The sequence below is a fragment of the Mycobacterium sp. SMC-18 genome, assembly GCF_045310895.1.
In the GTDB taxonomy this organism is placed as follows: Bacteria; Actinomycetota; Actinomycetes; order Mycobacteriales; family Mycobacteriaceae; genus Mycobacterium.
On sequence record NZ_JBJIAL010000006.1, the window covers coordinates 184629 to 203817 of the forward strand.

General features: G+C 67.9%; 18 protein-coding genes. 13 read left to right on the forward strand and 5 right to left on the reverse strand.

All coding sequences use genetic code 11. The annotated features are described in order from the left end of the window. The first annotated feature begins 111 nt into the window (after window positions 1-111). On the forward strand, window positions 112-1239 hold the full coding sequence (locus ACJH6J_RS08000) for a glycosyltransferase family 4 protein (RefSeq protein WP_406774351.1): 1128 nt from the start codon (window positions 112-114) through the stop codon (window positions 1237-1239). Window positions 1240-1408: 169 nt separating this feature from the next. Here the strand turns inward: ACJH6J_RS08000 and ACJH6J_RS08005 are convergent, their stop codons facing one another. Both ACJH6J_RS08005 and ACJH6J_RS08010 read right to left on the reverse strand, forming a co-directional pair. Continuing rightward, entirely contained in the window at window positions 1409-1684 is a 276-nt protein-coding gene (locus tag ACJH6J_RS08005; RefSeq protein ID WP_406803779.1) for a hypothetical protein, read from the reverse strand. A 14-nt stretch (window positions 1685-1698) separates the two neighbouring features. Beyond that, on the reverse strand, window positions 1699-2523 hold the full coding sequence (locus ACJH6J_RS08010) for an SDR family oxidoreductase (protein WP_406803780.1): 825 nt from the start codon (window positions 2521-2523) through the stop codon (window positions 1699-1701). A gap of 84 nt (window positions 2524-2607) precedes the next feature. On the opposite strand from ACJH6J_RS08010, the gene ACJH6J_RS08015 reads away from it, so the two are divergent. The 4 genes from ACJH6J_RS08015 (at window position 2608) to ACJH6J_RS08030 (ending at window position 5799) form a co-directional block, all read left to right on the forward strand. After that, on the forward strand, window positions 2608-3318 hold the full coding sequence (locus tag ACJH6J_RS08015) for a demethylmenaquinone methyltransferase (protein WP_133425386.1): 711 nt from the start codon (window positions 2608-2610) through the stop codon (window positions 3316-3318). Next, a complete protein-coding gene (locus ACJH6J_RS08020) occupies window positions 3318-4247 on the forward strand; it encodes a GTP-binding protein (protein WP_133425474.1) in 930 nt (309 codons plus the stop codon). Before ACJH6J_RS08015 ends, ACJH6J_RS08020 begins: the two co-directional genes overlap by 1 nt. A gap of 133 nt (window positions 4248-4380) precedes the next feature. Next, window positions 4381-4662 carry a pyrimidine/purine nucleoside phosphorylase gene (locus tag ACJH6J_RS08025; protein ID WP_029105179.1) on the forward strand — a complete coding sequence of 94 codons (282 nt, stop codon included), beginning with the start codon at window positions 4381-4383 and terminating at the stop codon, window positions 4660-4662. Between the two features lie 78 nt (window positions 4663-4740). Then, window positions 4741-5799, forward strand: coding sequence for an alpha/beta hydrolase (locus ACJH6J_RS08030; protein ID WP_406803781.1), 1059 nt, complete (start codon window positions 4741-4743; stop codon window positions 5797-5799). Here ACJH6J_RS08030 and menJ read toward each other — a convergent pair. Continuing rightward, window positions 5792-7012 (reverse strand): menaquinone reductase, encoded by a 1221-nt coding sequence (menJ, locus tag ACJH6J_RS08035; RefSeq protein ID WP_406803782.1) that lies wholly within the window; start codon window positions 7010-7012, stop codon window positions 5792-5794. The two genes, ACJH6J_RS08030 and menJ, sit on opposite strands and share 8 nt — an antisense overlap. Before the next feature lie 21 nt (window positions 7013-7033). Here menJ and grcC1 point away from each other — a divergent pair, with 21 nt between their 5' ends. The 3 genes from grcC1 to ACJH6J_RS08050 all read left to right on the forward strand — a co-directional run bounded on the left by grcC1 (window position 7034) and on the right by ACJH6J_RS08050 (window position 9987). Next, the gene (gene grcC1 / locus ACJH6J_RS08040; RefSeq protein WP_293019729.1) at window positions 7034-8041 is read left to right on the forward strand and encodes a nonaprenyl/(2E,6E)-farnesyl/geranylgeranyl diphosphat synthase; all 1008 of its coding nucleotides are present in this window, start codon (window positions 7034-7036) and stop codon (window positions 8039-8041) included. Between the two features lie 84 nt (window positions 8042-8125). Continuing rightward, complete coding sequence (gene htpX, locus ACJH6J_RS08045) at window positions 8126-8989, forward strand: zinc metalloprotease HtpX (protein ID WP_061003354.1); 864 nt, start codon at window positions 8126-8128, stop codon at window positions 8987-8989. A 287-nt stretch (window positions 8990-9276) separates the two neighbouring features. Next, window positions 9277-9987 carry a DUF1326 domain-containing protein gene (locus ACJH6J_RS08050; RefSeq protein ID WP_406803798.1) on the forward strand — a complete coding sequence of 237 codons (711 nt, stop codon included), beginning with the start codon at window positions 9277-9279 and terminating at the stop codon, window positions 9985-9987. Window positions 9988-10071: 84 nt separating this feature from the next. On the opposite strand, the gene ACJH6J_RS08055 is transcribed toward ACJH6J_RS08050, so the two are convergent. Then, window positions 10072-12249 (reverse strand): SulP family inorganic anion transporter, encoded by a 2178-nt coding sequence (locus ACJH6J_RS08055; protein ID WP_406803783.1) that lies wholly within the window; start codon window positions 12247-12249, stop codon window positions 10072-10074. 465 nt (window positions 12250-12714) lie between these two features. Here ACJH6J_RS08055 and ACJH6J_RS08060 point away from each other — a divergent pair, with 465 nt between their 5' ends. From ACJH6J_RS08060 to ACJH6J_RS08075, 4 genes are all read left to right on the forward strand, one after another. Next, a complete protein-coding gene (locus ACJH6J_RS08060) occupies window positions 12715-13497 on the forward strand; it encodes a response regulator transcription factor (RefSeq protein WP_064858471.1) in 783 nt (260 codons plus the stop codon). A gap of 19 nt (window positions 13498-13516) precedes the next feature. Then, window positions 13517-15088: a sensor histidine kinase gene (locus tag ACJH6J_RS08065; RefSeq protein ID WP_406801560.1), complete on the forward strand. Its 1572-nt coding sequence runs from the start codon at window positions 13517-13519 to the stop codon at window positions 15086-15088. A 139-nt stretch (window positions 15089-15227) separates the two neighbouring features. Continuing rightward, window positions 15228-15524: a hypothetical protein gene (locus ACJH6J_RS08070; protein ID WP_061003364.1), complete on the forward strand. Its 297-nt coding sequence runs from the start codon at window positions 15228-15230 to the stop codon at window positions 15522-15524. 49 nt (window positions 15525-15573) lie between these two features. Continuing rightward, entirely contained in the window at window positions 15574-16131 is a 558-nt protein-coding gene (locus tag ACJH6J_RS08075; RefSeq protein ID WP_234785478.1) for a hypothetical protein, read from the forward strand. A gap of 9 nt (window positions 16132-16140) precedes the next feature. Here ACJH6J_RS08075 and ACJH6J_RS08080 read toward each other — a convergent pair whose 3' ends face one another. Next, window positions 16141-17166 carry an NAD(P)H-dependent glycerol-3-phosphate dehydrogenase gene (locus ACJH6J_RS08080; RefSeq protein WP_061003366.1) on the reverse strand — a complete coding sequence of 342 codons (1026 nt, stop codon included), beginning with the start codon at window positions 17164-17166 and terminating at the stop codon, window positions 16141-16143. A gap of 144 nt (window positions 17167-17310) precedes the next feature. Here ACJH6J_RS08080 and ACJH6J_RS08085 point away from each other — a divergent pair, with 144 nt between their 5' ends. Then, complete coding sequence (locus ACJH6J_RS08085; RefSeq protein WP_406803784.1) at window positions 17311-19164, forward strand: alpha/beta hydrolase; 1854 nt, start codon at window positions 17311-17313, stop codon at window positions 19162-19164. Window positions 19165-19189: the final 25 nt, after the last annotated feature.

Sequence of the window (19189 nt, forward strand, 5' to 3'; positions counted from 1 at the left end):
TCTCACCCCGGTGCGACAGACGATACCGGTGGTACCCGAGTTGTGCGTGTCTTCGCGTCGCGTACCCCTGACGGTCACCTGACGGTCAGGCTGCGCTGCCAGCCTGCAGGTGTGCGAGTTGCGATCGTGGCGGAGTCCTTTCTCCCGAATGTCAACGGCGTCACCAATTCGGTGCTCCGGGTGCTGGAGCACCTCCACCGGAACGGCCACGAGGCGCTGGTGATCGCGCCGGACACACCGCGGGGCGAAAAGCCCGCAGACACTTTTCACGGCGATGTGCCCGTGCATCGCATCCCGTCCCGCATGTTCCCGAAGGTGACGTCGTTGCCGCTGGGTGTGCCGCGGCCGCGAATGGTGCGGGTACTGCGCGACTTTCGGCCCGACGTCGTGCACCTGGCGTCGCCGGCGCTGCTGGGCTACGGCGGCCTGCACGCCGCGCGCTTCCTCGACATCCCGACCGTCGCGGTGTTCCAGACCGATATCGCCGGTTTCGCGCAGAGCTACGGCGTCGGCATGATGACGAAGACCGCGTGGGCCTGGAACCGGCACCTGCACTCGCGCGCCGACCGGACCCTCGCGCCGTCCAGCGCGACGATGGAAGACCTTGTCACCCATCGGATTCCGCGCGTGTACAAGTGGGGCCGCGGCGTCGACGTCACCGGTTTCGCACCGTCGGCGCGCAGTGCCGCGCTGCGGGCGCAGTGGTCGCCCGAGGGCAAGCCGGTGGTGGGTTTCGTCGGCCGGCTGGCGCCGGAGAAGCACGTCGAACGGCTGGCCGCGCTGGCCGGCCGCGACGATCTGCAGCTCGTGGTCGTCGGCGAGGGTATCGATCAACCCAAGCTCGAAAAGCTGCTGCCGACAGCGGTTTTCACCGGCGCGCTGTACGGGCGGGAACTGGCCACGGCATACGCCAGCATGGACGTGTTCGTGCACCCGGGGGAGCACGAGACGTTCTGTCAGGCGGTGCAGGAGGCCATGGCGTCAGGTCTGCCGGTCATCGCGCCGGATGCGGGTGGCCCGCGTGATCTGGTGACACCCATGCACACCGGATTGCTCTTGCCGGTGGCGGATTTCGAGGGGTCGCTGCCGGCCGCGGTCGACCACCTGCTGGCCGAGCGGTCCCGCTACTCGCTCGCCGCCCGCCGCAGCGTGCTCGGCCGCACCTGGCCCGCCGTGTGCGACGAACTGCTCGGCCACTACGCCGCCGTCCTCGGCGAGCGTCGCGCCCTCGCAGCCTGATCTCCCGCGAGCCGCGCCGCCGCGGCCCCACTCTCCCGCGAGCGTGCGTGTTTGCCTGCGACACGCCGTATTTGGTGTGCATGAATGTCGCGCTCGTGGCTGCCGAGAGTGACGAATCTGCACGTGTCGACCGGCGTGCCGTGCGCAGACATGCACGCTCGGCGGGAGTTCAGCTCACGTGGACGAGGTCGTACACGTATGACCGGTCGTCTTTACGGCTCACCCACGTACCCTCGGGTGGCAGGTAACCGAACCCCGCGTGGTCGAACGGGCGACTCGACACCGCGCTCCGCTCCGTGCACACCACCCACCCGAAGTGCGGCAGCCGCCGGCACCAGATGTCCAGATCGACCCGCTTGTACGACGGAAACCCGTGCGCCTCGCCGTCTTCGGTGAACTCATACGTCAACCCGTCGTCCCGTCGGACGAATTTCAATCCCGCCATCGGAGTTCCTTCGTTCAGCCCTGCGCCAGCTCGGACACCGGCTGCCACTCTTCCCAGGTGCGCAACCGGTTTTCGTAGTCGGTCTTCGCGATCTGCAGCGGTGCGCTGCCGAAAAATACTCGCAGCGGCGGCTTTTCGGCGTCGACGATCTTGAGCACCGCAGCCGCCGAGGCCTCCGGGTTGCCCGGTACCGCATTGCGCTCGCCGCGCCAGCGCGCGACGTCTGCCCGAAGTCCGTCGTACTCCGGCAGTTCCGTGGTCCGCTTCGCCGACGCGCCGCCCCAGTCGGTCGCGAAACCACCTGGCTCGATCAAAGTGACGTGAATACCGAACCGCTCCACCTCGGCGGCCAGCGACTGCGAGAAACCCTCGAGCGCCCACTTGGACGCGTGGTACGCGCCGAGACCCGCGAACGCGCTGATGCCGCCGATCGAGGACACCTGGATGATGTGCCCGCTGCCCTGCCCCCGCAGGTACGGCAGCGCCGCCTGCGTGATCCACAGCGCGCCGAAGACGTTGGTTTCGATCTGGTCCCGCGCCTCGGCCTCCGACAGTTCCTCGATGAAGCCGAACTGGCCGTAGCCGGCGTTGTTCACGACGACATCCAGCCGGCCGAAGTGCTCGTGTGCCGTCTTCACGGCGGCGAAGTCGGCGTCGCGGTCGGTGACGTCGAGCGCGATGGGCAGCAGCGCGTCGCCGTACCTGGCGACGAGGTCGTCGAGCGTCGACACGTCCCGCGCCGTCGCAGCCACCTTGTCGCCGCGCTCCAGCGCCGCCGCCGTCCACTCGCGTCCGAACCCGCGCGATGTCCCCGTGATGAACCAGACTTTTGCACCCATGCGGCTTACAGCTCCCGCGGTGGCCGTTCCATTCCCGGGCCGCCGCAGACGCGGGGCACAAGACCAGCCGGTAGCGTCATATCTGTGAGTCGCGCGTCATTGGAGAAGGATCCGCACGAGGTCGCGTCGATGTTCGACGGCGTGGCCCGCCGCTATGACATCACCAACACCGTGCTGTCCCTGGGACAGGACCGGTTCTGGCGGCGGCAGACGCGCGCCGCGCTGGGCATCGGCCCAGGTGACAAGGTTTTGGACCTCGCTGCCGGGACGGCGGTGTCGACCGTTGAGCTCGCGACGTCGGGCGCCTGGTGTGTGGCCTGCGACTTCTCGGTCGGCATGCTCGCCGCCGGTGCGGCGCGGAACGTCCCGAAGGTGGCCGGTGACGCCACCAGGCTGCCGTTCGACGACGGCGTCTTCGACGCGGTGACCATCAGCTTCGGGCTGCGCAACGTCGTCGACTTCAGCGCCGGCCTGCGCGAGATGGCCCGGGTGACCCGGCCCGGCGGTCGTCTGGTGGTGTGCGAGTTCTCCACGCCCACCAACCGCCTGTTCGCGACGGCCTACAAGGAGTACCTGATGAAGGCACTCCCGACGATGGCCACCGCGGTGTCGTCCAACCCCGAGGCGTACGTCTACCTCGCCGAGTCCATCCGGGCCTGGCCTGATCAGGACGACCTGGCCCGCAAGATCGAGGCGGCCGGCTGGTCGCAGGTGCGCTGGCGCAACCTGACCGGAGGGATCGTCGCGCTGCACGCGGCGGTGAAACCGCCAATGGGCTCAGTCGTCAATCCGTGATTCCCGTCCTCGCCGTAGCCGGCTTCCTCGGCGCGGGCAAGACCACGCTGCTCAACCACCTGCTGCGGGGCGGCCGTGGCGCGCGAATCGGCGTGCTGGTCAACGACTTCGGGTCCGTCAACATCGACGCGATGCTGGTCGCGGGTCAGGTCGACGCCATGGCGTCACTGTCCAACGGGTGCATCTGCTGCGTCGCGGAGGACGGTGAGGTGGCCGAGATGCTCGGCAAGCTGGCCGCCGTCCGCCCGGCCCTGGATCTGATCGTGGTGGAGGCCAGCGGCGTCGCCGAGCCGCCCGCGGTGGCGCGCACCATCATGACGGCCGATTCGGATGACTTCCATTACGCCGGCCTGATCCTGGTGGTCAACGGATGCGAGCCGGAGTTCGGGCACGGGCTGCCGGTCGCCGACCTGGTGGTGCTGAACCGGGCCTCCGAGGCCACCGACATCGATGACGTGGTGGCCCGCATTCGCGCGCAGAATCCGCGAGTTCCGGTGCAGCCCACCGATTTCGCGCGAATCGACCCGACGCTGCTCATCGACATCCCCGAGCGCGCCCCGCAGGCCCAGCTGTCGTTCGACGAGCTGCTGCACGACGACCACGACCACGACCATCCCGTCTACCAGTCCGTCGAATACGCCACCGGCGACGTCCTGAACCCCCGCCGCTTGCTGGCCCTGCTGCGTGACCGGCCCGAAGGGCTTTACCGGGCAAAGGGTTTCGTCGACTTCGGCGGCGGACACCGGTACCTGCTGCAGTTGGTGGGCGGCTCGCTGCGGCTGCAGAAGCGTCGCGGCACCGGCACGCAACTGGTGTGCATCGGCACCGGCATGGACACTGAGAAAGTGCGGTCGGCGCTGCACGAGTGCACCACCGAACCGGCCGACGAGAACGCGATCCTCGGGGTCCACAAGTACGTGGTGCAGTAGCCGCGAGCGCGAGATCGACGTTGACCGCGAACTGACGTCGTAAGAGATCGAGTGCGAGTGTGCGTGGGTTCGCAGTCAACGCCGGCAGTCGCGCCAGCTATCCTGACCCCTCACCTGAGTTCGAGGAGATGTGTTGTTCAAGGTCAATGAGTACTTCGATGGCAAGGTCGCATCGATCGCGTTCGCGCCCGCCGAGGGCCCCGCGACCGTCGGCGTCATGGCCGTCGGCGAATACGAATTCGGCACCTCGAGCCTCGAGATCATGCACGTGGTGTCCGGCGCCCTGACCGTCAAGCTGCCCGGCAGCGACGAGTGGGAAACCTTCGCCGCGGGAACGCAATTCACGGTGCCGGCCGACAGCAAGTTCGGTGTCCGCGTCGAAGTCGAGACCGCGTACCTCTGCGAATACCGGTAACTTTCCGCCCACGGTGAACTTGGTCGCGACTTTTCGCAAAGTCGCGACCAAGTTCATTTTCGGCACCATGATGGGGCCATGCCCTACGGACACCTGGCTGACCCTGACTGCACCATCGGCACCGACCCGCGCGCCGACCCGCGCATGGTCAAGGCGCTCGCCGCGTTCGGCATGGACGGCCGACTGCCGGAAGCGCCCCTGACCGTCGACGCTCCGCTGGCGCAGCGCGTGGAGTTCTCGAACTTCGCCGAGCAGGGGACCGGCGCCGTGCTCAAGATGTTCGGCGAGCAGGCCCCGGCCGCAGCGGGCGTCACCACCTCGACCACCACCATCACCGGCACCGACGGCAACGAGATCACGCTGTTCATCAGCCGGCCGACCGACGTCGACGGCCCGCTGCCCGGCCTCGTGCACCTGCACGGCGGCGGCATGGCGATCTGCAGTGCCGCAGACATCCAGTACGTCCGGCTGCGCGAAAACCTCGCGGTCGCAGGCCTTGTCGTCGTCGGCGTCGAGTTCCGTAACTCCGGCGGTGCACTCGGCCCGCACCCGTTCCCGGCCGGTCTGGGCGACTGCGCCGCGGCCGTGCGGTGGACCGCGGCGCACCAGGACGAGCTCGGGATCAGCCACCTCATCGTGTCGGGGGAGTCCGGCGGCGGGAACCTGACGCTGACGGTCGCGCTGAAGGCCAAGCGAGAAGGCTGGATCGGCGAGATCGCCGGCGTCTACGCGCAGTGTCCGTACATCTCCAACCGGTGGCTCGAGGACTGCGACGAGCTGCCGTCGCTGCGGGAGAACGACCAGTACTTCATCAGCCGCCTGCAACTGGCCCTGTTGGGTTCCATCTATGACCCCGACCAGCAGCACGCGCAGGACGGCACCTGCTGGGCCGCGGAGGCCACCGATCTTGAGCTGGAAGGCCTTCCGCCACATGTCATTTCGGTGAACGAACTCGACCCGCTGCGCGACGAGGGGCTGATCTACTACCGCAGGCTCGCCGCCGCGGGCGTCAGCGTCGTCGGCCGGATCGTCGCCGGCACCTGCCACGCGGGCGACATCCTGCTTGCCGGTGCCATGCCCGACGTCTTCGCTGCCACCGTGCGCGACATCGTCGGGTTCGCGCGGTCGCTCAGCTGAACGGCTTGCGCTGATCCAGCCGGCGTGAGCCGCGTCCGGCGCGGCGCCAGAGGCGGGCGATCATGTCGGTGTCCTCCTCGGTCACCAGGTTGCCCATGGCCCGCACCGCGATCGTCATCAGGTACTGCGACCGCATCGCGACAGGCCCCGTCAGCGGCAGGAACCTCGGCAGCGTCAGCAGGATCGCCAGTCGGCGGGCCACGGAGAACCCGGCGGCATAGTGCTGTTGCAGCAGTGCGGGCCAGGCCGCGCTCAGGTCGCCCGAGCCGAGCAGGTCAGCAGCCAGCCGGCCGGTTTCCAGGCCGTAGTCGATGCCCTCGCCGTTGAGCGGGTTGACGCATGCCGCCGCATCACCGACCAGCATCCAGTTCGGTCCCGCGACCCCGGACACGGCGCCGCCCATCGGCAGCAGCGCCGACTTGGCCAGCCGCGGCTGACCCTCGAAGCCCCATTCGTCGCGGCGCAGGTCGGTGTAGTGGGCGAGCAGCGGGCGCAGCGCGGCGTCGGCCGGACGCTTCTCGGTGGCCAGCGCACCCACGCCGATGTTCACGTCGCCGTTGCCCAGCGGGAAAATCCAGCCGTACCCGGGCAGCACCTCCCCTTCGGGGGAGCGCAGCTCCAAGTGCGACGTGATCCACGGCTCGGCATGCCGTGGCGTCTCGATGTAGGCGCGGATCGCGACCCCGTACACGGTCTCCTGATGCCATTGCCGTCCCAGGACACGGCCCAGCGTCGAGCGGGCGCCGTCGGCGACGATCAGTTCGGTGCAGCTGACCTCTTGTCCGTCGTCGAGCGTCAGCGTGCGGACGCGGCCGGTGGCGTCGTGCGTGACGCCGACGGCCTTGACGCCCAACAACATCTTCGCGCCGGAGTCGGCCGCGACCTGACGGATCCGGTCGTCGAGCTCGGTGCGCGGCACGGCGCTGCTGGTGGCCGGGAATGACGGTCCGGGCCAGCGCACCTCGCGCTGCGCGCCGAAGCCGGCCAGGCGCAGTCCGTGATGGCTGACGCGGCCGTCGAGCCACGCGCCGAGCCCCAGCTCACGCAGTTCGGCGATGGCCCGCGGCGTCAGCCCGTCGCCGCAGGCCTTGTCCCGGGGAAACTGCGCGGAGTCGATCACCAGGACGTCGCGGCCCCGACGCGCTGCCCAGGCGGCAGCGGCGGAACCTGCCGGCCCGGCTCCGACCACGACCACATCTGCGTGCACGACCATGCCGCCCAGTATGTTGGACCCATGAAGACACCAGCGACAGTGGTCGCGGGCGTGGACTTTGGTGACGCCGCCTTCGCCGCGCAGGTTCGTGACGCGGTCGCGCGCATCGAAGACCTGATGTCGACCGAGCTGGGCAAAGCCGACGAGCTGATGGCCGAGGCGGTCCAGCACCTGTTCCAGGCCGGTGGCAAGCGGTTCCGTCCGCTGTTCACCGTGCTGTCGGCGTCGCTGGGGCCCGACCCCGACAACAACGATGTCGCGATCGCCGGGGCCGTGATCGAGCTGGTGCACCTGGCGACGCTGTACCACGACGACGTCATGGACGAGGCGCAGGTGCGACGCGGCGCGGACAGTGCCAACGCCCGCTGGGGCAACAACATCGCGATCCTGGCCGGCGACTACCTGTTCGCCACCGCCTCGCGGCTGGTGTCCCGGCTGGGGCCGGACGCGGTGCGCGTCATCGCCGATACCTTCGCCCAGTTGGTGACGGGCCAGATGCGCGAGACCCGCGGCGCCCTCGAAGGCGCCGACCCTGTCGAGCACTACCTGAAGGTCGTGTACGAGAAGACCTCGTGCCTGATCGAGGCGTCCGGACGGTTCGGTGCGACGTTCTCCGGCTCCGATGAGGAGCAGATCGAGCGGCTGAGCCGGCTGGGCGGCATCGTCGGCACCATCTTCCAGATCTCCGACGACATCATCGACATCGACAGTGATCCCGACGAGTCGGGCAAGGTGCCGGGTACCGATCTGCGCGAAGGTGTCCACACCCTGCCGGTGCTGTACGCGCTGAAGGAAACCGGGCCTGACGCCGACCGGCTGCGGGTGTTGCTGGCCAAGCCCATCGACAACGACGCCGACCTCGCCGAGGCGCTGGCGTTGCTGCGCGCGTCGCAGGGCATGGTCGAGGCCAAGCGCACCGTGCAGCGCTTCGCCGCGGACGCTCGCGCCGAGCTGAACAACCTGCCGGACCTGCCCGGCCGGTTGGCGCTGCTCAACCTGGTCGAGTACACCGCTGACCGCCACGGCTGACCTCCCAACGGGACACCCTGGAACCAGGCACCAGTTGCCGAGCGTTCAATTCAGTGAGTTTGACTGCGCTGGAGGAGGTAGCCGATGACGTGGAATCCGCACGCGAACACCGCAAAGACGTTCGCGCTGCTGGCGGGCTTCTCGACGCTCATCGTGCTGATCGGGTCGCTGTTCGGCAAGAACATCATGTACCTGGCGGTGCTGTTCGCCATCGGCATGAACGCCTACGTCTACTTCAACAGCGCCAAGATGGCGCTGCGGGCCATGCATGCGCAGCCGGTCAGCGAGATGCAGGCGCCGGCGATGTACCGCATCGTCCGCGAGCTCGCCACCACGGCGCGCCAGCCCATGCCGCAGCTGTACATCAGCGACACCGCCGCCCCCAATGCGTTCGCCACGGGGCGCAACCCCCGCAATGCCGCGGTGTGCTGCACCACGGGCATCCTGAACATCCTCACCGAGCGCGAGCTGCGCGCCGTGCTGGGGCATGAGCTGTCGCATGTCTACAACCGCGACATTCTGATCTCCTGTGTCGCGGGCGCCATGGCGTCGGTGATCACGGCTCTGGTCAACGTCGCGTACTTCATCGGCATGTTCGGCGGCGACCGCGACGACCGGCCCAATCCCTTTGTCCTGCTGGTGCTTTCGATCGTAGGACCGCTGGCCGCGACCGTCATCCGGCTGGCGGTGTCGCGCTCGCGCGAGTACCAGGCCGACCAGTCGGGCGCCGAGCTGACGGGTGACCCGCTGGCGCTGGCGAGCGCGCTGCGCAAGATCAGCGCCGGCGTGCAACAGGCCCCGCTGCCGCCGGAGCCGCAGCTGGCCGACCAGGCCCACCTGATGATCGCCAACCCGTTCCGGGCCGGCGAGAAGATCGGCAAGCTGTTCTCGACCCACCCGCCCATCGAGGACCGCATCGCGCGACTGGAGCGCATGGCCGGGCGGTAGTTCCTGGGTTTCGCACGTTGGCTCTGCGTTGAGGGCCTTGCCTACTCGCACTTTTGCGCCGTGGTTTCAGGGTGAACGGACCCCGCGGTTGATCCTGCGACGAGGGCCTTGCCTACTCGCACTATCCCGCCCGCAGCGCAGAGCCAACGCAGCACCGACCCCGCATACCAAACTCACCAAGAGATACCCCCAGGGGGTACTTGACCAACCCTCGGATCGCTGCGTAACGTCGTCCACGTCAGGTACCCCCAGGGGGTATGCACACGAGAAGGGATTCAGCGATGACGGTGGCGGCAACCCCGAAGGCCGATTGGCATCTACGCGGCGAGTGGTTCGATGTGTGCAGCTGCAAGCTGCCCTGCCCGTGCAGCTTCGCGCAGGAGCCCACGCACGGCGACTGCCTGTTCACCCTCGTCTGGCAGGTGCACGAAGGGCATTACGGCACAACCGATCTCAGCGGTCTCGGGGTGGTGGCCCTGGGCGAGTTCGCCGGCAACATGTGGATCGGCGACCCGGACGCCACCATGAAGCTGATGTTCTACATCGACGAGAAGGCCGACGCCGATCAGCGCGCGGCGCTCGAGCGGATTTTCCGCGGCGACGAGGGCGGCTGGCCGGGAGAGTTCGGCAGCCTGATCAGCGAGCTGCGTGGCATCGAGTACGCGCCGATCAACTTCGCCGCAGCCGACGACCTCGCCTACTGGCGGGCGGAGATTCCGGGCAAGGTCGACGTCCGCGTCGACGCGCTGACGGGGCCGACGGCCGATCCGAACCGTCGCGTCACCACCGTCAACGCCCCGGGCGCGGAAGTCGGGCCGGGACAGGTGGCGACGTGGGGCGTGGTCAAGAAGGCCGACGCCGTCGGTTTCGACTTCTCCCACGAGTACCTCGGCGCCTCCAGCAAGCACTTCCCGTTCGACTGGCGGCCCGACGGCGAACCGCCGGACGTCGAGCTGCCGTCCGGCGCGCAGGCGTCCGGCGGATGCTGCTGCGGCTGAGCTGAACAGGACCCGGAAATGACACTGCGCCCAGGGCCTGCCGCTCTCGCGGGGTACGGCCCTGGGCGCAGGATCAATCAGGTACTACTCGGCAACCTCGACCAGACGGTCCACGCTGACCGGCGTCACCCGGAGGGCGGCCGCGGTGCCGATGTCATAGAACAGCCCGATCACCTCGAGATCGCCGGCGAGGTGCCGGGCCCGGACCAGGGGATGGGCGGCGAGCGTCTGCGCCTGGAGCGCGACGTTGACCATCGACAGCTGGTCGACGACGCCGAAGCCTTCCTCGGCCGCCGCGACGGCCACGGGGTGGCGGCCCTCGTCGAAGGCGCGCAACGTCGCGTCACCGTGCTCCAACCAGGTGTGCAGGTGCTCGTCGTGACCCTGGTCGCCGCCCAGAAGCGCGGTCATGGCACCGCAGCTGGAGTGGCCGCACACCACGATCGACCGGACCTCCAGGACCTCGACGGCGAAGGCGATGGCGGCCTCGACCGAGGCGTCGGCGCGTCCCTCCGGGATCAGATTGCCGACGTTGCGGACGGTCAGGAGGTCACCGGGGCCACTGCTGGTGATGACGTTGGGCACGACCCGCGAGTCGACGCAGGTGATGAACAGCGTCTCCGGCTTCTGGGCGTGGGCCAGGTCCTCCATGTGCGGACGCAGCACGGGTGCGGTGCGGCGGTGGTAGGTCTCCAGACCCTCCATCACAGACGAGGTCTGCGGCTGCGACTTCCACGGGACGACACCCGAACGCTTGTCGAACGGCGTGAACGTGCGGGTCGGCGGACCGGCGGCCGCGCTGTGCAGCTCGGCGGTGCCGTGCTCGTGAATCTCGACGGAGCCGCCGCCGGCGATGTGCTGGCGCTTCCACTCATCGATGGTCTCGTGGGCGGCGTGGTCGATGAAGTCCACCGACAGCTCGACGGTGACGTCCGAACCGGTCGGCACCGACGCCAGCGCCGAGGTCAGGCGCGGCAGCGACAGGAAGCTGACGGAGCCCTCGATCACGATGCGCCAGTCGTTGCCCGCGATGTGCTCGGTGACGATCTTGGCGCGGATCACGCGCCACACGGTCAGGGCCACCGCGAGTGCGAGGCCGATCAGGACGCCCTCGAGCAGGTTGAGGAAGACGACGCCGAGCACCGTGATGGCGTAGACCGCGATATCGCCTGTGCGACGGGCGGTTTCGATGTGCACCTTCTTGACCAGCTGGCAGCCGATGACGATCAGCAGGCCGGCGAGCGCCGACGTCGGGATCAGCTGGGCCAGGCCGGCGAACGGCACCGCGAACAGCAGGATCCAGAACCCGTGCAGGATGGCCGAAGCCCGGGTCTTGGCGCCCGCGGCGACGTTGGTCGAGCTGCGCACGATGACTCCGGTGACGGGCAGGCCGCCGATGGCGCCGGAGATGGTGTTGGCCGCGCCCTGGCCGATCAGCTCACGGTCGAAGTTGGTGCGCGGGCCGTTGTGCATGCGGTCGACCGAGACGGCCGACAGCAGGCTCTCGACGCTGGCGATGAGGGCGACGGTCAGGACGCCCGCGAAGACGGCGGCCCACTGTCCGTTGGGCAGGGTGGGCAACGACAGCGAGTCCAGCAGCGAGCCGTTGATCTGGATGCGCTTGACGTCGAACGGCAGCGCGACGGACAGCGCCGTCACACCGACGATGGCGACGAGCGGGCCGGGAATCCGGTTGACGGGCGCCGGCACCCAGCGCCATGCCACCAGCGTGACGATGACCAGCATGCCGAGCAGGAACCCGGGGCCGTGGACGTTCATCAGCTGTGCCGGCAGCTCGTGGATGTTCTCCCAGGCGCTGCTGTTGGACTTGCCACCCAGCAGCACGTGCAGCTGCTGCAGCGCGATGGTGATGCCGATGCCCGCGAGCATGGCGTGGACGACGACCGGCGGGATGGCCAGCGCGGCCCGGGCCACGCGGCTCAGGCCGAACAGAATCTGGAGGATGCCGGCGCCGACGGTGATGGCGCACGTCACGCCCCAGCCGAATTGGGCGATCAATCCGGCGACGACGACGGTCAGGCCGGCGGCCGGTCCGCTCACCTGCAGCGGCGAGCCGCCGAGCGCGCCGGCGACGATGCCGCCGACGATGGCGGCGATGATGCCGGCCAGGATGGGCGCGTTGGACGCGACGGCGATGCCGAGCGACAGTGGGAGTGCCACCAGGAATACGACAAGTGACGCAGGCAGGTCGTAGCGCAGTATGGCGCGTAGACCCTTTGCCGGCGGGGCGGTTTCTAGCATGCCTAGGTTTCCGTTCTCCGATTGTTGTCCGATGGACACATGTGCAGATGCGCTGCGCGAGTTTCGGTCCGCACACCCGCCGACACCATTGTCGATTAAACATGTTGCGAGACAACATGTTTCAGAACTGTTCGACGGTCGCCGACGATAAGCGACGTCAATTGCTAAGTGCGAGAGTATTTATCGCCAGACAGGGTCGCAAGGCGAGGAAGAGTTCCCATAGAGAACGCAAATCTTCTCCGTGGGCCAGAGGGTTGATCGATTGGGCGACCTGGGATACCGGCTTGAATCGATCCGGTCGGTATGCTCGTGATTGGGGGTCCGACCAGTCAAGATCACTGTATTGCAACGATTCTCGCGCATCACATCGGCTCAGGTAAGTGACGTGAGTCATATCCAGGGACTAATATTTGAACTCGGTATGAACGCAGTGACAATTTTCTGTGTTCTCAACACAATGGAAGAATGACAACGATGTCGGTACCACCACGAGAGGGTCACCCCCGGGCCGCCGTGCTCGGCCAGCTGCCGCGCATGGAACGTGCCGACGGATCCCCCATCCGGGTGTTGCTGGTCGACGACGAGCCGGCGCTGACCAACCTGGTCAAGATGGCGCTGCACTACGAGGGCTGGGTCGTCGAGGTTGCGCACAACGGCCGCGACGCGGTGACCAAGTTCGGCGAGATGGAACCGGATCTCGTCGTGCTGGACATCATGCTGCCCGACACCGACGGCCTGCAGTTGCTGCAGCGGGTCCGTGCGGCCGAGGGCTACACCCCGACGCTCTTCCTCACCGCGCGCGACTCCGTGATGGACCGCGTCACGGGGCTGACCGCCGGCGCCGACGACTACATGACCAAGCCGTTCAGCCTCGAAGAGCTGGTGGCCCGGCTGCGTGGACTGCTGCGCCGGTCCAGTCAGCTCGCGCCGGCGTCCGACGAGGTGCTCAAGGTCGGCGACATGGTCCTCAACGGCGCCAGCCGGGAGGTGACCCGGGCCGGCGAGCCGATCGCGTTGACCGTCACCGAGTTCGAGCTGCTCCGGTACCTGATGCGTAACCCGCGGCGGGCCATCGCCCGCGCGGAGATCCTCGACCGGGTGTGGAACTACGGATTCGGCGGCAAGTCGAGCATCGTCGACCTCTACATCTCGTATCTGCGCAAGAAGATCGACACCGATCGCGAGCCGATGATCCACACAGTGCGTGGCGTGGGCTACATGCTGCGCCCTGCCGACGCGGAGGACTAACCTGCCCGAGGTGACGCGTGTGACCCGGGTGCCGACCCGAGTACCTGCCCGTACCCCGGTTCGGGCGCCGTGGTGGCGTCCGCGCACCCTGCGCCGGCGGCTCGTGTTCGGCGTCACGTCCCTGGTCACCGTCGTGCTGCTGGCGGTCGGCGTGCTGTCGGTGTACAGCCTGCACAGCTACGTGTCGGCGATGAGCGACGCGGAACTCGAGCGCTCGCTGGACGCCCTCGGCCACTCCTATGACCGGTTGGAGATCAAGCGCGGCGATCCGGCCCACCCGATCGATGCCGGAGAAGACGGCCTGACGGCCTTCGGTGGCCAGGCGCCCGGAAACCTGATCGCGGTACTGCACAAGGGCGTCGTCGTGCAGTCGGCGGTGTTCCCCGACGGCGAACCGAAGCCCGTCCAGCCCGACGTCGTCAAGGCCGTCAGCGGGCAGCAGTGGACCAACCTCGGGCCGCGGACGGTGAAGCTGCCGCGACTCGGCTGGTACCGCATGGCGGGACAGGACGCCGGTGGCGGTGACGTGCTGGTCTCGGGCGTGTCCATGGAAGACGCCAACAGTGTGGTGGCGCGCAAGACCGTCGCGGTCGCGGTCATGACGCTGCTGGCCATCGCGCTGACCGCGGTCGGCACCATCGCGGTGGTGAACTATGCGCTGCGGCCGCTGAGCCGCGTGGCCTCGACGGCGGCGAAGGTGGCGACCCGCCAGTTCGGCAGCGAGGACCACCGCATCACCGAACGGGTCCGGCCGGAGGACACCGACCCGCGCACCGAGGTCGGCATCGTGGGGGACACGCTCAACAAGCTGCTGGACAACGTCGACAGCGCGCTGGCCGAGCTCGCCGCGTCGCACCGTCGCACGCGGCAGTTCCTCACCGACGCCAGCCACGAGTTGCGGACACCGCTGGCCGCCATCCGCGGGTACGCCGAACTGACCCGCCAGGACAGCGCTGCACTGCCCGAGACCACCGAATACGCGCTGGCCCGTATCGAGGCCGAGGCGCAGCGGATGTCCGGCCTGGTGGAGGACCTGCTGCTGATCTCGCGTCTCGAGGAGCATCAGGACCTCGAAACCGACGACGTCGAGTTGTGCGACGTGGTGATCAATGCCGTCAACGACGCCGCGGTGTCGTCGCCCGCGCACCGCTGGCGCTCGCGTCTGCCCGATGTGCCGGTGTGGGTCCGCGGGGACCCGGCCCGGTTGCATCAGGTGATCGGCAACCTGTTGGCCAACGCGCGTGTCCACACGCCGGCCGGAGTTTCGGTCACGACCAGCCTGACACCGGGTCCCGGATATGTGGAATTGGCGGTCGCCGATGACGGCCCGGGAATTCCGGAAGAATTGTTGCCGAATTTGTTCGACAGATTTGTGGTCGCCGACAAATCGCGTTCTCGCGTGCTCGGTAGCACGGGGCTGGGCCTGGCGATCGTGTCGACGATCGTCAAAGCGCACGGTGGTCGCGTGGAGGTCGAATCAAACACTGCGGGAACGGTTTTCCGGGTGCGGTTGCCGATGGACCGGGAAGTCGGGGAGTACGTGACGGTGAGTGAGTCGCACAACCCGCACGTATCTGAGTCGACTGTTTGAATTTCGCCTGAATTCGACATGATTCATGCGGATATCCGTATGGGTTCGGCCTGAGAATGTGTTTCTCTCCCTTTTTCGCGACTACCGTCGAAGTTATTGATCCAGCGCTGTCGGCGCTGGATGCGGAAAGGGAAAAACCATGAAGAGTTCCACCAAGATCTCGGCCGGACCCGGAATCGTCCTGGCCCTGCTGGTCGCGGCGGCCGCCCCGGCCGCGGCGCAGCCAGTGGTGCCGCCGGCGCCGGGGGAGTCTGCCTCGCAGACGATTCACCGGCTGCAGACCGAGGGCTTCCGGGTCATCGAGTCGCGCGTCGGCAGCGGATCCATCGACAACTGCACCGTCACCGCCGTCCGGCACGGGCGCGAGCTGTCGAGCCAGGAGGGCAAGCTGCGCGGTCAGAACACCACGGTTTACGTCGACCTCGGCTGCAAGTGATTTGCGGCTGACGCTGCGAGGCGTGGTCATTGGGTTCTACGCTGAGCGGGTGTTGAGCAGAATCCTGATCGGTGCGGTCGTGGCCGCTGGGGCGATCTCGTTGGTTCCGGGTGTTGCCGCGGCAGCTCCGCCGCCGGAGCCGGTGCCCCCGCCACCGGGACCCGCCGCGCCGAACCTCAACGGATTCAAGCCTGTCACCCCGTCGACCTACGCCAGCAAGGACGGCACGTTCTACATGTTCCAGGCCCCCGGCGGTCTGACGTGCATCATGCGCCGCAACGAAGGCGAGTACGGCTGTAGCGGCTCGATGCCGGGCGCCCCGGAGGGCACCAACGTGGTCGTCGGCCAGCAGGTCGGCGCGCCGGCGTTCAACACCCTGAACGGGCCGAAGTACGTCGGCGAGATGCCGGGCGCGGTGCAGACGCTGCCTGGCGGTTCCCGGATCACCTACCGCAACATCACGTGCGGTACCGACGGCACCATGACGGCGTGCGTCAACAGCTTCGACCAGTCCGGTTTCGTGGTCAGCCCGTCCGGCAGCTTCATCGTCAACGAGTCGAATCCGTTGCTGGACAGGCCGAAAGACCGCAACCCTTACTTCAACTGACCGTCGAGGTCAGAACCCCGCGCCGTGGACTTCGTGCCCGGGCTTCTCGAGCATGAGGCCGGCGTAGGCGTCCTCGACCGTGCAGCCGTGGTTGATCACCCGGTCCACCTCGCGGGCGATCGGCATACTCAGCCCGTGCGTCTCGGCGAACTCCATGATCACGCTGGCAGCCTTGACGCCCTCGGCGACCTGGTTCATCGAGGCGATGATCTCGTCGACGGTCTTGCCCTGGCCCAGCTGCTCGCCGACGTGCCGGTTACGGCTGCGCTGACTGGTACAGGTGACGATCAGGTCGCCCATGCCGGCCAGGCCCGCGAAGGTGTCACGATTGCCGCCCATCGCCACGCCGAGCTTGGACATCTCGGCCACGGCACGCGCCATCACCATCGCGCGGGTGTTCTCGCCGATGCCCAGGGAGTAGCCCATGCCGACGGAGATGGCGTACACGTTCTTGAGCGCCCCGGCCATCTCGACACCGATCACGTCGTCGGTTGTGTAGGTTCGAAAACGCCGGGTGCGGAACAGGCCCGCGAGATTCGCGGCGAGGTGCTGGTCCGGCATCGCGAGGACCGCGGCGGCGGCGTATCCCTCGGCGACCTCGCGGGCGATGTTGGGTCCGGCCAGGATTCCGGCCGGGTGCCCGGGCAGCACCTCGTCGACGATCTGGCTCATGCGCATATTGGTGCCCTGCTCCAGGCCCTTGACCAACGACACCACCGGGACCCACGGCCGCAATTCCTTGGCCAGCTCGCCCAGCACGTTGCGGAAGCCGTGCGACGGGACGCCCATCACGATGACGTCGGCGCAATTGGCGGCCTCGGAAAAGTCGGTGGTCGCCCGCAGCGATTCGGGAAGGGCCACCCCGTCGCCCAGATAGCGGCTGTTGCAATGCTTTTCGTTGATATCGGCGGCGGTTTCCGCCGACCGCACCCACTGCAGCGTCGGGCCGCGCCGCGCACAGATCGAGGCCACCGTGGTGCCCCACGACCCGCCACCGAGGACGACGACGGTCGGTACGCGCTGCGCTGATGCCATGGCGACAGGTTATGTCGCCCGGGCGAGCGGAGCGACGGGATTGGCGGACTGTCCGGTCGATGGTGCGAATTGCATGTTGTGTCGGTTGGTACCCCCACGCTGTGCGACGATCGGAGGAGCGATCGCCGAGGGGGTGCGGCAGTAGTGACGGTGACGGTGTCGCGCGTACGCGCGGCCAAGCCCGGGGCGATGCTCGACGCCGCCGATGACGTGCGGACCACGTCGGCCGCGCTGGAGATCGTGATCGGCGTGGAGCGCGGCCAGCTGGCCAACTTGAAAGCGAACTGGCAGGGGCAGGCGAGCGACGCCGCAATCGCCAAGGCACAGCAGCTGATCGATGAGCAGGAGGCTTACCGGGCCCGGCTGGACAAGCTGGCCAAGGCGCTCACCGACGGCGGCAATCAGCTCACCTCGCTGCGCAGCACCCTGCTCGAATTTGTCGACACCGCCCTCATGCTGGGGTTCTCGGTCAGCGATGACGGCGTGGTCACCCCGCAGCAGTGGCTGATCGGCGACTTGGGGCCCCTCAAGAAAACAGCCGAGTTCTTCACCGACTCCATTCAGGAGCAGCTGAAGGCCTTCGAGACCACTGACACGCTCACCGCCACGGCGATCGACCAGGCAGTACAAGGCCAGAAACCCTCCGCGCCCGTCAACATCGGCGGGCAGGACATCCAGATTCCGCCGCCGGGGACCAACCCCGAGGACGTCAACAAGTGGTGGAACGCACTGACGCCGGAGCAGCAACAGCAGCTGATCGCCCGGCATCCGCCGGAATTGGGCAACCTCAACGGTGTCCCGGCCAGTGCCCGGGACGCCGTCAATCAGCAGGTGATGAACGACGACCTGAACCGGGTCCGCGACGTCGCGGGCCGCAATCACGTGTCAGAGGACGACGTCCTCAAGGACCCCGCCCGGTACGGGCTGACGGAGACCGACGCCACGCGGTTCTACAACGCCCGGCGCACCAGTGAAGGTCTCGCGCACCAGCGCGGGTCCGGCACCGACTCGAAGCGGGAACGTCCCGTCATGCTGTGGGCTTATCAACCGGAGGCGGATGGCGGACAGGGGCGGGCGGCCATCTGCCTCGGGAACCCCGACACCGCGGACAATACGACGGTGATCGTGCCCGGCACCGGCAGCAGCGTCCACGACGGCTGGCTGGCCGACGGCCACGACGATGCGATTCACGTGTACGACCAGGCGAGGCTGGCCGACCCGAACCGCTCCACCGCGGTGATGATGTGGATGGGCTACGACGCGCCCGACAGCTTCACCGATCCGCGCATCGCGAACCCGACCCTGGCCAGGCAGGGTGGCGACCTACTGGCCGCCGACGTCAACGGGCTGGCTGCGACGCATCAGGGTTCGTCGCACGTCACGGTGATGGGTCACTCGTACGGGTCCACCACGGTTGCCGATGCGTGCGCGGGCAGCGGTATGAAAGTCAATGATGTCGTGTTGATCGGTTGTCCTGGAACAGATTTGGCGCATAGTGCCGCGGACTTCCACGTCAACGGTGGCCAGGTGTATGTCGGGGCGGCATCGACCGATCCCGTCGCCCGACTGGGCATGGGCGGTCCGGGGGCGGCCCAATGGCTGAACACCGAGCTCGGTAATCCGCTGGGGCCCGTCGCCGGTCTGGGGACCGATCCGTCGGCAGAGGGATTCGGCGCCACCCGGTTCCGGGCCGAGGTGGCCGGCGAAACCGGCTGGAGCTTCCACGATCACTCGAAGTACTACGACATGGGCAGTGAGTCGTTGCGGGCGATGACCGACATCGCCAGCGGACACAGTGAACGCCTCGCGACCGACGGACTCCTGGCCGCGGACCGGCACCGGCCGACCATCTCGACACCCGACCACATCGACCTGCCGTTCGGCATCGACGTCCCGGTACCGCACGTCGACATCCCCATCCCCGGGACCCCGGCATATTCGGATCCCGAATCCAATCGCCCAGGTGAGACGGTGAAGAACGACCATGAGTACAAGTAGTCGATATCGCGTCGGTACAGCGGCT